Below are 13,151 nucleotides of genomic sequence, written 5' to 3'. Positions count from 1 at the left end.
GGGGGTGTGATTGTCGTCTAGTCTCCAGGCGTTCACACCCCCGTCAACGGATGGACTCGCCATGAGTTTGTTACTAGGCCCGATTCTGCAGTTTCGTGGCATCAATAATAATGTCTACAACGTGTCTGCCCTGGTGGTTTCACCCTTGGGCGAGCCACCTCCCACGGTAAAAGTGCCCAAGGATGTGACTGCCGACACACCCTTGGCCATCGCCGATATCCCGCTGCTCAACCCTAATTCCCGGGTCTGGCGCATCGATTTCAAAGCGGCGCAGGATCAGGCCGTTGCCACCAGTTACACGGTTTCCGTAGACGGTGCGCAGGCCAACTTCGTCGTTCCGGCCAAGGGCCAGTCGCCGCGCATTGCGTATGTGTCGTGCAACGGTTTCTCCGACCCCAAGGAGATGGAGAAGGTAGACCGGAACAACGAGCGTTGGGAGCACATGTGGGGTGCTCACCAGGGCGAGCCCTATCATCTGCTGTTGATGGGCGGCGATCAGGTTTACAGCGACGACATGCGCAGCCGTGTGCCGTCGATGAAAGCATGGTTCGCCAAACCCTTCGCCGATCGGCAAAAGGCCGCTTACACCAAGGTGATCGAAGCCGATCTGGACAAGTTTTTCACCAGGCTCTACCTGGAATGCTGGAAACAGCCCGAGATGGCCAAGGTGTTCGGCGCCATTCCGACGGTGATGATGTGGGATGACCATGACATCATCGATGGCTGGGGCTCCTACGATGAGATATTGCATTCAAGCCCGGTGTTCCAGGGGCTGTTTGCCACAGCCAAACGCTATTTCAGGATTTTCCAGCAGCAACTGATCCAGACGCATCCTCACCTCAAGCCGTCCGCTGATACCCATCCCTGCGCGATTCCAGGCACTGCTGATGGCTTTCACCTGGGGTTCACCGGCCTGGGCGAGTTGGCCTTGCTGGTTCCCGATCTACGCAGCGAACGCGCGCCGGACTTGACCACCCCGCAGGCCCAACAAACCCGGGTTATTTCGCCTCTCAGTTGGGATGCGATTTATGCCTGGCTGGACAAGGTCCCTGCGCACAAGCACCTGTTGCTGATGTCGAGTATTCCGGTGGGCTACCTTGATTTACAGGCGGCCGAAAAGGCGCTGGACGTGATGGTGGGGCAACAGGAGCTCGAGGACGATTTACGCGACCACTGGCGAAGCCTGCCGCACCGCAGTGAACGCAAGCGGTTGATCATGCGGCTGCTGGATTTCGCCAAAGCCCAATCATGCAAGGTCACGCTGGTGTCTGGCGACGTTCATGTGGCCGGGGCCTGTGTGATCGAATCGAAGTTGCCCCGGCATGGCAGCGATGGCGCGGGGAAAATCTACCAATTGATTTCCACCGGCGTCGTGCATCCTGCGCCGCCAGTGTTGGCGGTGCACTTTCTGGAGTCCATCGGTGCGAACCAGGAACAGATCGACTACGGCATCACCGGAACCATGTTGCCTGTTGGCGCGAGGGGTCGTTACCTGATCGCCGCTCGAAACTGGTTGGCGATCGAGCCGGATGAAGGCGGCAACGGCAAGACCCGACTATGGGCCAACTGGCACGTAGAAGGTCTGAAGCATAGTGTGACGCAGGTGATCGACCCCGTTACATAGCGGGGGCGTTACCAGGTGCCAGAGATCGAGCCCGGCAGGCTGAGCTTGCCGCTATCGACAAAACGCATGGTGCCGAACGCCCCTCCGGCCAGTTTGCCGTGCAGTACGTAAGGCAGATTGTCCAGTGTCTGCGTCTGACTCAGTCCGAGGGTCTGACGCAGCACCGAGAAGGCCGAAACGCTCACCGGCACCACGATCACTGCTTCGGAGAATCGTGGGATCGAGCCCGACTGATCGCTGACGCCGGAAGCTAGCGGCTGGCCATTAACTTCCAGGTCCAGCGCCACGCCGTTATAGGCGATCGCGGTTTCATTGGGGTTTTGCACGCGCAGTTTTACTGCGAAGCGCACTTCCAGCTCCTGGCTTTGCAGCGGCTCGATACCGACCACATTGATGTGCAGCGGGTCGCGACTGGGGAACAGGGCGCAGGCGCTCAGTGAGAGCAATAGAAGGGATAGGGACAGGGCCAGCAATCTGCGCATGAACATATTCTCGTAAAGGAAAAGGCCGAACCGCTCAAAGCTCGGCCTTCGAGCATTACGGACGGTTCAACTGTGCGACAGCCACAGGTGACGCGGGTTCACCCTTGGCCGCAACATCCGGGTTCTGCATCACCTGAAGCACCGAGGCTTCCGGGTCGAACTCGTCTTCTTCCAGCTCGATGAACTCTTCGGGCAGGAAGATATTCAGCACGATAGCGCACAACGCACCGACAGTGATCGGCGATTCGAAGATGTTGTGCAGCGCCTTCGGCAGCTCGCGCAATACTTCAGGCACCGCCGCGACACCCAGGCCCATGCCGAGGGAAAACGCCACGATCAGCATGTTGCACCGATGCAGGCCGGCCTCGGCGAGGATCTTGACGCCGGCCACCGCCACGGTGCTGAACATCACCAGTTCGGCGCCACCGAGCACTGGTTTTGGCATCAGTTGCAGCACCGCGCCGATCATCGGGAACAAGCCCAGCAGCACCAACAGGCCGGCAATGAAAAACGCCACATAACGGCTGGCCACGCCAGTGAGTTGGATCACCGATTTTGGGGCCGCTTCGCCGCTCAGCGGGAGCAAGCTCCCTCGCCACAGAGTGGGAAATTTTTCAAAATCGGCTATAGCTCCTGTCACTTTCTGACAGCAGCCTCTGCTAAGCTCCGGCGACTTCCAGCAAGGAGCCTGCCGACCGTGTCGCGTACCACTCGTTTACTGACCTTGTTACAAGTGCTACGCGGCAAAAGTCGTCCGGTGACTGCCGCGACATTGGCCAGCGAGCTGGAGATTTCCGAACGCACGCTGTACCGCGACATTGCTGAACTCACCGCACTCGGCGCGCCGATCTTTGGCGAGGCGGGGATCGGCTATGTATTGCGCAGCGGTCTGTTTCTGCCGCCCTTGATGCTCAATGCCGATGAGACCGAAGCCATCGTGCTCGGTTTGCGCTACGTGGATCAGCGGGGCGATGAGGTGTTGAGCAAAGCGGCGGCCGATGCCCTGGCGAAAATCGCCGCGGTGCTCGACCCGACGGCCCAGGACGCCTTGCGCAACCCGACGGTGTTGCCGGGGCCGCCGGGTTATGGCTATCCGCAAAACGCCGTGCCGTTGAATGTGTTTCGCCAGGCCATCCGCGATCAGGCCAAGTTGCATATCGATTACGCAGACGCCAACCAGGTGCCCAGCCAACGGTTGATCTGGCCATTGGCCCTGGGGTTTCTCAATGAGGTGCGGATCATCGTCGCCTGGTGTGAGTTGCGCAGTGCTTATCGCACGTTTCGCACCGACCGGATCTCGGCCGCCAGTGAACAGGGCGAACGCTATCCGGGGCGGCGCAGCGACCTGTTGCGCACCTGGCGCAAGCAGATGCAACTGGACGAAGCAGGGCGTTTCACTCCTGACAAGAACTGACACTGGCTTGTTTTAGCATGGCTCCAGAAACAACTCACAAGGAGCCGTAAACATGTCCAATCCAGCCTCTTCACTGGCCCCCGCCATTGCCGCCTACATTGCTGCCGCCAATGCTCGCGACACCTCGAGGGTCGCCAGTTTTTTCGCTGAGGATGCCAACGTGTTCGATGAGGGGCAGCATCAGGTCGGCACGCAAGCCATCGCCCAATGGATGCAAGACACTGCGCAACGTTATCAGCCGCGGGTCGAGGTGCTTGACGTTCAACAGCGCACTGGCAAAGTGCTGGTGCACAACCTGATCTCCGGCACTTTTCCCGGCAGCCCGCTGGAACTGCGCTATATGTTCCGCCTCAATGAACAGGGCAAGATCGCCCGGCTGGACATCTCGCTGTAACCACCGGCCTATGTAGCAGCTGTCGAGCACCGCGACGCAGCTGCTACGGCCCGGGCTTGGCGAGCCGCTATAGAGACGTATACTGCCGCGCATGAATGTCGACTCTCCCTTAAGCGCCTGGCAACACGCCATCGAACAGAAGGGCTTCGTCCAGGACGAAGCCCAGGAACATGCCGTGTGGGCGCTGCAAAAATGCCACGAAGCCTTGCAGGAAGGCCGCGCGCCCATCACCGGCGTGTACCTCTGGGGCCCGGTCGGGCGGGGCAAGACCTGGTTGATGGATCAGTTCTATCAAAACCTGCGCGTCCCGGCCCGGCGGCAGCACTTTCACCACTTTATGGGTTGGGTGCATCAGCGCTCCTTCCAGTTGACCGGTATCGCCGACCCGCTGAAGGCCCTGGCCCGCGAGCTGAGCCAGGAAGTGCGGGTGCTGTGTTTCGATGAACTGTTCGTCAACGACATCGGTGACGCGATCATTCTCGGGCGTTTGTTTCAGGTGATGTTCGAGCAAGGCGTGGTGGTGGTCTGCACCTCCAACCAACCGCCGGATCAGCTGTACGCCGATGGCTTCAACCGCGACCGCTTTGTGCCGGCGATTAGCGCGATCAAGCAACACATGCAGGTGATTGCGGTGGACGGTGGAGAAGATCATCGTCTGCACCCCGGCGCCGGCCTGCAGCGTTACTGGGTGAACGTTCCGGGTCAGCCCGGTGCCCTTGGCGACGTGTTCAAGGCCCTGACCGTCGGCCAGACGCTGTCCAGCGATCCGGTGCAGATCGGCTACCGTTCGGTCAATGTCATGCAGGCCAGTCGAACCGTGCTCTGGTGCCGTTACGCCGAGGTCTGCGAGCAGCCTTTTGCCGCCATGGACTTCATGGCCCTGTGCGACACCTTCAGCGCTATTCTGTTGAGTGACGTGCCCAATCTCAGCGCGCAAAAACGCGAAGGACGCATCGCCCGCGGCACTGAAGACGGTGTCGAGCGGGTGGCGGCGGGGGATCGCGAGTTGCCGCAATTGTCGGTGCATGACGACGGTGTGCGGCGGTTCATTGCCCTGGTGGACGAGTGCTACGACCGCAAGGTGCCGCTGTACCTCGAAGCGCAGGTACCGATGGAGGCGTTGTACACCGAGGGTTATCTGGAATTCCCGTTTCGCCGCACCCTCAGCCGTTTGCAGGAGATGCAGCTAAAACGTTTTGCCGAGGCTTGATGTCCGGGAGAAGGTGCAACGGGGCGAGAGGATCCAGTTGTCGGCACCCCGGCGCTCGCGATAAGGTCGCAGGACCTTTCAGTGCGCAAGAAGCGAACTGGGGCAACTTCATGTGTGATCGAGGGTGGAAATGGAATCCGCAGAAATTCTTGTGCTTCAGGCCAGTTACAGCAACCCGACACATGCCGAGGCGATTTGTCTTGTATTGAACCATTACGCCGAAGACCCGATGGGTGGCGGTAAGTCGTTGCCCACCCATGTGTTGCAACAACTGCCGGGGGAGCTGGCCAAGCGGCCCCATGCCTTCAGTGTATTGGCGTTTGTCGGTGGCGAGCCGGCAGGGCTGGTCAATTGCTTCGAAGGCTTTTCGACCTTTGCCTGTCGGCCATTGGTCAACGTGCACGATGTGGTCGTGGTGTCGAAGTTTCGCGGGTTGGGACTGAGCCAGAAAATGCTGCACAAAGTCGAGGACATCGCACGTCAGCGCGGCTGCTGCAAAATCACCCTGGAAGTGCTGGAGGGCAATCCAGTGGCCCAGGCGTCTTATGGCAAATTCGGTTTTTCACCCGGCATGTTCGACCCGGCGCACGGCCGGATGCTGTTCTGGACCAAAGCGCTTTAGTCCTCCGAGCCATAAAAAAGGGCGTCGATCAGGACGCCCTTAAGTCATTTGTCGGCCCCTCAAAACTACTGCTGAACGACCGCCGGGGCGACAGGCGCGACCTTGGGTTTTATCAGGCTGAAGTCGATCAACGGCCGCTGCTCACGCTCGTAAGGGTTGCCGATCATCAATGGCCGAGGCTTGAAGCTGTCGCTGACCAGGCTTTTGCTGCGGTCCAGTTCATCGAAACTCAGGCCGGCCAGATCCGCCCAGGTGTGAATCAGCTGGGAGCTGCTGTACGGCCGACCCAGATCAGCGGCAAAACTCCAGTCATGGGTTTCGCGCCATTTCGGCGAGGCCCAGGCCACGAATGGAATGGTGTACATCGGCGCGGTCGGCTTGTTCTCGTTGCGGCCCAGGGTGTTGTGGCCAGCGGAGTCGAACACGTCTTCGCCGTGGTCGGAGAGGTACAGCAGAAAGCCGTTTGGATCGGTCTTGGCGTAGTCCTTGATCAGGCTCGAGACCACGAAGTCGTTGTACAACACCGCGTTGTCATAGCTGTTGTACGTCGGCACCTGATCGTCACGCACGCCGTCCGGCACGCCTTTGCGGTCGGTGAACTTGTTGAACGTCGGCGGGTAACGGTACTGGTAGCTCATGTGCGTGCCGAGCAAATGCACGACGATCAGCTTGCGTGGCGCCGCATCGGCCAGCGCCTTGTTGAACGGCTCGATCACATCGCCATCGTACTGGGCGGCGTTCTGGTTGCGGTTGTTGTTCAGGTACGCCTGCTCGTCGGCCTGTTCAGAGAAGGTCGTGAGCATGGTGTTGCGCTTGGTCATGGTCTGCTGGTTGGTGATCCAGAAGGTTTTGTAACCCGCCTGTTTCATCATGCTGACCAATGACGGCGTCGTCAGGTAGAGGTCCGGGTTTTCTTCGTCGGCGAACGTCAGCACCTGCTGCAGCGCTTCGATGGTGTAGGGGCGTGGGGTAATGACGTTATTGAAAACCGCCAGTTGGTCCTTGAGCTTATCCAGTTCCGGGGTGGTTTCCCGCGGGTAGCCGTACAGGCTCATGCGCTGACGGTTGGTGGACTCGCCGATCACCAGCACCAGAGTCGCCGGCTGATTGGCCATCGAGTCGGTGAAGTTCTTCAGCGGCGGGATCTTGCTGGCGCTGTCGAGCATGCCTTGCATGCTGCCCAGGGTACCGAGGTAACGGTGATAGGCCACGGCCATCTGCCATGGCACCGCGGGCTCGATGCGGGTTTCGAATTTCTCGAAGCCTTCCGCCAGGCTGCCGGTGTGCGCGGTCTGCTTGATCAGCGGGTAACCGATCACGGCCAGCACGATCGCCGTCGCTGCGATCAGCGCCTGGACGCGTGGCAGGTACACCGGACGCACGCGGGTCCAAAGGAAGTACGCGAATGCAGTGTGGGCGAGGAACGCCAGCACCATCCACCAGGCAAAATACTGCGTCAGGTATTCGCCGGCTTCAGACACGTTCGATTCGAACATGATGAAGATGACGCTCTGGGAAAATTCCTGCTGATAGATGAAGAAATAACCCAGGCTGGCCATCGAACAGGCCCACAGCACCACACCGATCAGCGCGGACATCACACGGGTTTGTCTGGGGAACAACAGCATCGGCGCGAGCCAAATGGCGCTCATCACAAAAGCCTGGCGGAACCCGCTAAAACCGGAGGTGCCCGTCAGTTGAATCAGTAGTTGGGTGATACCGGAGAAATACCAGAAGAACAGAAATAACCAGAGTAATCCTGCCCAATCAAAACCATTCGCAGACGTTTTGCTGCGTTTAAGCAAAGCCATTCAACACTCCAGCCTGATGATCGGCCGTCGGCACTCTCCTTGTCGCAGACGAACGGATGCCGCTCGCAAAGCAAGCAGCCACAAAGGGCCGGAGTATCGCCAAGCAAGTGTGAAAACTTTGTGAGTTGTCGCAGCGGACAGGATTGCAGCGAGTCAGAAACAGCGCTGGGCCGCTTCCGACTCAAGCGAGGAGATCAGGCGTGAGGAGCACGTTGGGTGACGGGCAAGGGCTGAGCCTGATTGCCTTGGGTCAGCAGGCGCAATTGCGCAACTTCCCGCTTCAACTGATCGCGCTCCTCTTTCAACTGGCGCAGTTCATCGCGACGGATCGTGACGTAAAGGGTTTGTGCTGGCAGTGCTGTGTGTACGGTGCCCATTGCTCACCTCGCAAATGGCGGTATCAACTGTAAGTCGACTCCCGAAATCGGGTGCTCACTTACTATCGGCGCCAATTTTGATTTCTTTTGCCCCTGAAGGGAACTTTTTTATTTTTCATGGTCGTTGTGTCTTCGGCACGATTCCCGACGTTATCAGTCTGGATCGGGCACAATGCCCGGAAACTTCATCCCGCCGCTCTGGACTAACCTTCACTAGTCGCGTTGGGCTATAACCTTAGACACACTTTATTTGTAGTAGGGAGCATCAGTACATGCAACTCGGGATTATTGGACTGGGCCGCATGGGCGGTAATATTGCGCGGCGCCTGATGCTCAACGGGCACACCACCGTTGTTTACGACCGCAATACCGCTTTTGTCGATACCCTGGCCGAAGAGGGCGCCACCGGCGTCGCCGACTTGCCAGCCCTGGTCGCTGGCCTGGCCAAGCCGCGCGCGGTGTGGGTCATGCTGCCCGCCGGCGCACCGACCGAAGACACCATTGACACCCTGAGCACCTTGCTTGAAGCGGGCGATACCATCATTGATGGCGGCAACACCTTCTATAAGGACGATATCCGTCGGGCCAAAACCCTGTCGGAAAAAGGTCTGCATTACATCGACGTCGGCACCTCCGGCGGCGTCTGGGGCCTGGAACGTGGCTACTGCATGATGATCGGCGGCGATGCCGAGACGGTTAAGCGTCTTGACCCGTTGTTCGAGTCCCTGGCCCCGGGTATGGGCGACATTCCGCGCACCAAGGATCGCAAGTCCGATGACGATCGCGCCGAGCGCGGTTACATCCACGCAGGCCCCGCCGGCGCCGGCCACTTCGTCAAGATGATCCATAACGGCATCGAATACGGAATGATGCAGGCCTTCGCCGAAGGCTTCGACATCCTCAAGACCAAAGCCAGCACCAACCTGCCGGAAGATCAGCGTTTCGACCTGAACGTGGCCGACATCGCCGAAGTCTGGCGTCGTGGCAGCGTGGTCTCGTCCTGGCTGCTTGACCTGACCGCCGATGCGCTGGCGTCCGATCCGAAGCTCGACGGCTACTCGGGTGAAGTGGCGGACAGCGGTGAAGGGCGCTGGACCATCGAAGCTGCCATGGAACAAGCGGTGCCGGTACCGGTGCTGTCGAACTCGCTGTTCTCTCGCTACCGTTCGCGCGGGCAAGGCAACTTTGGCGACAAGATTCTCTCGGCCCAGCGCTTCGGCTTCGGCGGCCATGTGGAGACTGCGAAAAAATGACCCACGTGATCCGCAGGAAATCCAAGGCAGAACCCGCACCGCCCACCACGCTGTTTCTGTTCGGTGCCCATGGTGATCTGGTCAAGCGCCTGCTGATGCCGGCGCTGTACAACTTGAGTCGCGATGGTTTGCTGGGGAATGGACTGCGGATCGTCGGCGTTGATCACAACGCCATCAGTGACGAAGCCTTTGCCAAAAAACTCGAAGATTTCATTCGGGCGGAAGTGGCAGCCAAGGTCGGCAAGGGCGATCACGCCCTTGATCCGGCGTTGTGGGCCAAATTGGCCAAACACATCAGCTACGTCCAGGGCGATTTCCTGGATGAGCGCACTTATGACGCGCTGGCGGCGAAAATCGACGCCAGCGGCACCGGCAACGCCGTTTTCTACCTGGCCACCGCTCCGCGCTTTTTCAGTGAAGTGGTGCGACGTCTCGGGGCTGCCGGATTGTTGCAAGAAGCCCCCGAAGCGTTCAGAAGGGTGGTGATCGAAAAGCCTTTCGGCTCGGATCTGTACACCGCCGAAGCCTTGAACGCGTGCTTGCTCAAAGTGATGACGGAAAAGCAGATCTACCGGATCGATCACTATCTGGGCAAGGAAACCGTGCAGAACATTCTGGTCAGCCGGTTCTCCAACAGCCTGTTCGAAGCCTTCTGGAACAACCATTACATCGACCACGTACAAATCACCGCCGCCGAAACAGTCGGCGTGGAAACCCGTGGCAGTTTTTATGAGGTCACCGGCGCCCTGCGGGACATGGTGCCTAATCACCTGTTCCAATTATTGGCGATGGTCGCCATGGAACCACCGGCGGCGTTTGGCGCCGATGCGGTACGTGGCGAGAAGGCCAAAGTCATCGGCGCGATTCGCCCCTGGTCGATCGAGGAAGCGCGAGCCAACTCAGTGCGCGGCCAATACACCGCCGGCGAGATCGATGGCAGTCGGTTGCCCGGTTATCGTCAGGAAACCAACGTCGCGCCCGACAGCACCACTGAAACCTATGTCGCGCTCAAAGTGATGATCGACAACTGGCGCTGGGTCGGTGTGCCGTTCTACCTGCGTACCGGCAAGCGCATGAGCGTGCGCGACACCGAGATCGTCATTTGCTTCAAACCGGCGCCGTATGCGCAGTTCCGTGACACCGAGGTCGAAGAATTGCAGCCTACCTACCTGCGGATCCAGATCCAGCCCAACGAAGGCATGTGGTTCGACCTGCTGGCCAAACGGCCGGGACCGGCGTTGAACATGGCCAATATCGAGCTGGGCTTTGCCTACAAGGATTTCTTTGAAATGCAGCCTTCCACCGGCTACGAAACCTTGATCTACGATTGCCTCACCGGCGATCAGACGCTGTTCCAGCGTGCCGACAATATCGAGAACGGCTGGCGCGTCGTGCAGCCGTTCCTCGACGCCTGGCAGCAGGATGCAACCGTGGAGAGCTATGCGGCCGGCGAAGACGGACCCAAGACCGCTGATGAACTGCTGACCCGCGACGGTCGCGTCTGGCACAGCCTCGGATGAGGGACGTCACGCAACAACCCATCCGTTTTCTGCTCAGTGACATGGACGGCACGTTGTTGTTGCCCGATCACAGCCTCAGCCAGCGCACCGTCGAGGCCGTCCGCGCCTTGCGTGACGCCGGCGTGCTGTTCAGCCTGGCCACCGGGCGTCCACCCAAAGCCATGTTGCAGCAGATCGAAGCCCTGGGCGTTGATCTGCCGACGGCGGCGTTCAATGGCGGCACGATCGTCAACCCGGACGGCAGTTTGCTGGTGGCGCATTATCTGCCGGCAACGGCGGCGCTGACAGCGTTGGCGCTGTTTGCCGATCAGCCGGACATTGAAGTCTGGGTGTTCAGCGGTGGTGACTGGCTGTTGAAGGATCCGTACGGCCCGATGGTCCCGCGAGAGCAACATGGCCTGGGTTATCCGCCGGTGGTGGTCGAGAGTTTCGAGCCTTGCCTGGCACGCATCGACAAGATCGTCGCTGCCAGCAACAACACCGAACTGTTGATCGAGCTGGAGGCGCGGTTGCTGCCCAAGGTCGAAGGGCAGGCGCAGGTGTCGCGTTCGCAACCGGTCTATCTGGATGTGACGGCGGTGCAGGCCAACAAGGGCGCGGCACTGGCGACGCTGGCCGAGTTTCTCGGGGTGTCGCTGGAACAGACCGCCGCCATGGGCGACGGCGGCAATGACCCGGCGATGTTTCATCGTGCCGGGCTGTCGATTGCGATGGGGCAGGCGGAAGAGGCGGTGAAGCGTCAGGCCGACGTGGTGACCGGGGCCAATACCGAAGACGGCGCGGCCCAGGCGATCGAGCGATACATCCTGAGTTCAGTCTGAACCGCGTTATCGTTCTTCGCGGGCAAGCCTCGCTCCTACAGGTTTTACACATTCCGTAGGAGCGAGGCTTGCCCGCGAAGGCGTCAGACCTGCCACCTCAAAGCCAATAGCTTACGGCGTACCAGCCAAGAACTCCCATCACCACGGTGTATGGCAGCGCCATCCACACCATCCGGCCGTACGACAGACGAATCAGCGGTGCAATCGCCGAGGTCAGCAGGAACAGGAACGCCGCCTGACCATTAGGCGTCGCCACGCTCGGCAGGTTGGTCCCGGTATTGATCGCAATCGCCAGGGTTTCAAAGTGCTCGCGGCTCATGTGGCCGGAGATGAATGCCTGTTTTACTTCGGTGATGTAAATGGTCGCGACGAACACGTTGTCGCTGATGGCCGACAGCAAGCCGTTGGCAATAAACAGCATGCCCGGCTGTTGATCCGCCGGCAGCGTTAGTACCCACTGGATCAGCGGCGCGAACAGCTGCTGATCGTGAATCACCGCCACCACGGCGAAAAATACCACCAGCAGCGAGGTGAACGGCATGGCGTCCTTGAAGGCGGTGCCGAGGCGGTGTTCGTCAGTGATACCGGTAAACGCGGTGATCAGCACGATCACCATCAAGCCGATCAGGCCGACTTCGGCGATGTGAAACGCCAGCCCGGCAATCAGAATCAGTGCCGCCGCCCCTTGAACCAGCAGCGCAGCGCGCTGACGCGAAGTACGCTCGGCGTTATCTTCGGCGGCGTAGTTGGCCAGCACCGCACGCACGTTGTCCGGCAGCAGCGTGCCATAACCGAACCAGCGCAGTTTCTCCAGCAGTACGCAGGTCACCAGGCCCGCTGCCAGCACCGGCAACGACACCGGGGCGATCTTCAGAAAGAATTCGGCAAAGTGCCAGCCCATCTCATGGCCGATCAGCAGGTTTTGCGGCTCGCCAACCAGCGTGCAAACGCCACCCAACGCTGTGCCGACCGCGCCGTGCATCAGCAGGCTGCGCAGGAAGGCGCGGAATTGTTCGAGGTCGGCATGGTGCAATGTCGGCAACTGCCGGTCATCGCCGAACTCAATGTCCTGACGCGGATCGTTGCCCGAGGCGACGCGGTGATACACCGAGTAAAACCCCACGGCCGCGCTGATGATGACCGCGGTCACGGTCAATGCATCGAGAAACGCCGAGAGAAACGCTGACAGGAAACAGAACATCAACGCCAGCAGCGCCTTGGAGCGAACTCCCAGCAGCAGGCGCGAGAACAGAAACAGCAGCAGGTCCTTCATGAAGTAGATGCCCGCCACCATGAACATCAGCAGCAGGATCACCGGGAAGTTGTGCACCAGTTCGTCATAGAGCGCCTGGGGCGTGGTCATTTTCAGCAGCAGAGCTTCGATCAGCAGCAACCCGCCGGGCATCAGCGGGTAACACTTGAGCGCCATGGCCAGGGTGAAGATGAACTCCAGCACCAACAACCAGCCGGCCGCCACCGGACCGATCGTCCACAACACCAGGGCGTTGAGAATCAGGAATCCGATAATGCTGGCTTTGTACCAGCGGGGTGAATGCCCAAGAAAATTGTGTGCGAAGGCCTGGGCCATTGAGCCGGACATCGGCTACTCCTTGTATTAAGAAG

The 13,151-nt window shown here is 59.8% G+C and carries 12 protein-coding genes and 1 pseudogene; 8 read left to right on the top strand and 5 right to left on the bottom strand.

What is annotated here, in order from left to right; translation table 11 throughout:
• Positions 1-61 precede the first annotated feature (61 nt).
• Positions 62-1,624, top strand: coding sequence for an alkaline phosphatase D family protein (locus tag AC07V0_RS13630; RefSeq protein ID WP_495019625.1), 1,563 nt, complete (start codon positions 62-64; stop codon positions 1,622-1,624).
• Positions 1,625-1,632: 8 nt separating this feature from the next.
• Here the strand turns inward: AC07V0_RS13630 and AC07V0_RS13625 are convergent, their stop codons facing one another.
• Positions 1,633-2,106 (bottom strand): LEA/WHy family protein, encoded by a 474-nt coding sequence (locus tag AC07V0_RS13625; protein ID WP_064621286.1) that lies wholly within the window; start codon positions 2,104-2,106, stop codon positions 1,633-1,635.
• Positions 2,107-2,161: 55 nt separating this feature from the next.
• A pseudogene (locus AC07V0_RS13620) lies at positions 2,162-2,662 on the bottom strand (solute carrier family 23 protein); the annotation flags it as partial.
• Between the two features lie 141 nt (positions 2,663-2,803).
• On the opposite strand from AC07V0_RS13620, the gene AC07V0_RS13615 reads away from it, so the two are divergent.
• From AC07V0_RS13615 to AC07V0_RS13600, 4 genes are all read left to right on the top strand, one after another.
• Positions 2,804-3,520: a helix-turn-helix transcriptional regulator gene (locus AC07V0_RS13615; protein ID WP_019579228.1), complete on the top strand. Its 717-nt coding sequence runs from the start codon at positions 2,804-2,806 to the stop codon at positions 3,518-3,520.
• A 52-nt stretch (positions 3,521-3,572) separates the two neighbouring features.
• Entirely contained in the window at positions 3,573-3,914 is a 342-nt protein-coding gene (locus tag AC07V0_RS13610; protein ID WP_008010768.1) for a nuclear transport factor 2 family protein, read from the top strand.
• Between the two features lie 91 nt (positions 3,915-4,005).
• Entirely contained in the window at positions 4,006-5,124 is a 1,119-nt protein-coding gene (gene zapE / locus AC07V0_RS13605; protein WP_495019624.1) for a cell division protein ZapE, read from the top strand.
• Between the two features lie 130 nt (positions 5,125-5,254).
• Complete coding sequence (locus AC07V0_RS13600) at positions 5,255-5,746, top strand: GNAT family N-acetyltransferase (protein WP_018926090.1); 492 nt, start codon at positions 5,255-5,257, stop codon at positions 5,744-5,746.
• A gap of 65 nt (positions 5,747-5,811) precedes the next feature.
• Here AC07V0_RS13600 and AC07V0_RS13595 read toward each other — a convergent pair whose 3' ends face one another.
• Both AC07V0_RS13595 and AC07V0_RS13590 read right to left on the bottom strand, forming a co-directional pair.
• Positions 5,812-7,557 (bottom strand): phosphoethanolamine transferase CptA, encoded by a 1,746-nt coding sequence (locus AC07V0_RS13595; protein WP_138867634.1) that lies wholly within the window; start codon positions 7,555-7,557, stop codon positions 5,812-5,814.
• A 194-nt stretch (positions 7,558-7,751) separates the two neighbouring features.
• Positions 7,752-7,934: a DUF6026 family protein gene (locus tag AC07V0_RS13590; RefSeq protein WP_018926088.1), complete on the bottom strand. Its 183-nt coding sequence runs from the start codon at positions 7,932-7,934 to the stop codon at positions 7,752-7,754.
• Between the two features lie 272 nt (positions 7,935-8,206).
• On the opposite strand from AC07V0_RS13590, the gene gnd reads away from it, so the two are divergent.
• Genes gnd through AC07V0_RS13575 form a run of 3 tightly spaced genes read left to right on the top strand, consistent with a single transcriptional unit; the run spans position 8,207 to position 11,528 of the window.
• Entirely contained in the window at positions 8,207-9,187 is a 981-nt protein-coding gene (gene gnd, locus AC07V0_RS13585; RefSeq protein ID WP_018926087.1) for a phosphogluconate dehydrogenase (NAD(+)-dependent, decarboxylating), read from the top strand.
• Positions 9,184-10,707 (top strand): glucose-6-phosphate dehydrogenase, encoded by a 1,524-nt coding sequence (gene zwf / locus AC07V0_RS13580; RefSeq protein ID WP_495019623.1) that lies wholly within the window; start codon positions 9,184-9,186, stop codon positions 10,705-10,707. The genes gnd and zwf overlap by 4 nt, the downstream gene beginning before the upstream one ends.
• Positions 10,704-11,528 (top strand): Cof-type HAD-IIB family hydrolase, encoded by an 825-nt coding sequence (locus tag AC07V0_RS13575; protein ID WP_495019622.1) that lies wholly within the window; start codon positions 10,704-10,706, stop codon positions 11,526-11,528. Before zwf ends, AC07V0_RS13575 begins: the two co-directional genes overlap by 4 nt.
• A 97-nt stretch (positions 11,529-11,625) precedes the next feature.
• Here AC07V0_RS13575 and nhaB read toward each other — a convergent pair whose 3' ends face one another.
• Positions 11,626-13,128, bottom strand: coding sequence for a sodium/proton antiporter NhaB (nhaB, locus tag AC07V0_RS13570; protein WP_086946105.1), 1,503 nt, complete (start codon positions 13,126-13,128; stop codon positions 11,626-11,628).
• Positions 13,129-13,151: the final 23 nt, after the last annotated feature.

The organism is Pseudomonas sp. GW821-FHT01E10 (genome assembly GCF_059422365.1).
This window is presented reverse-complemented; position numbering and strand designations above follow the sequence as displayed.

Coding starts and splice junctions, on each gene's coding strand:
- AC07V0_RS13630 (WP_495019625.1), top strand. CDS start 62: ATGAGTTTGTTACTAGGCCCGATTCTGCAGTTTCGTGGCATCAATAAT.
- AC07V0_RS13625 (WP_064621286.1), bottom strand. CDS start 2,106: ATGCGCAGATTGCTGGCCCTGTCCCTATCCCTTCTATTGCTCTCACTG.
- AC07V0_RS13610 (WP_008010768.1), top strand. CDS start 3,573: ATGTCCAATCCAGCCTCTTCACTGGCCCCCGCCATTGCCGCCTACATT.
- zapE (WP_495019624.1), top strand. CDS start 4,006: ATGAATGTCGACTCTCCCTTAAGCGCCTGGCAACACGCCATCGAACAG.
- AC07V0_RS13600 (WP_018926090.1), top strand. CDS start 5,255: ATGGAATCCGCAGAAATTCTTGTGCTTCAGGCCAGTTACAGCAACCCG.
- AC07V0_RS13595 (WP_138867634.1), bottom strand. CDS start 7,557: ATGGCTTTGCTTAAACGCAGCAAAACGTCTGCGAATGGTTTTGATTGG.
- AC07V0_RS13590 (WP_018926088.1), bottom strand. CDS start 7,934: ATGGGCACCGTACACACAGCACTGCCAGCACAAACCCTTTACGTCACG.
- gnd (WP_018926087.1), top strand. CDS start 8,207: ATGCAACTCGGGATTATTGGACTGGGCCGCATGGGCGGTAATATTGCG.
- zwf (WP_495019623.1), top strand. CDS start 9,184: ATGACCCACGTGATCCGCAGGAAATCCAAGGCAGAACCCGCACCGCCC.
- AC07V0_RS13575 (WP_495019622.1), top strand. CDS start 10,704: ATGAGGGACGTCACGCAACAACCCATCCGTTTTCTGCTCAGTGACATG.
- nhaB (WP_086946105.1), bottom strand. CDS start 13,128: ATGTCCGGCTCAATGGCCCAGGCCTTCGCACACAATTTTCTTGGGCAT.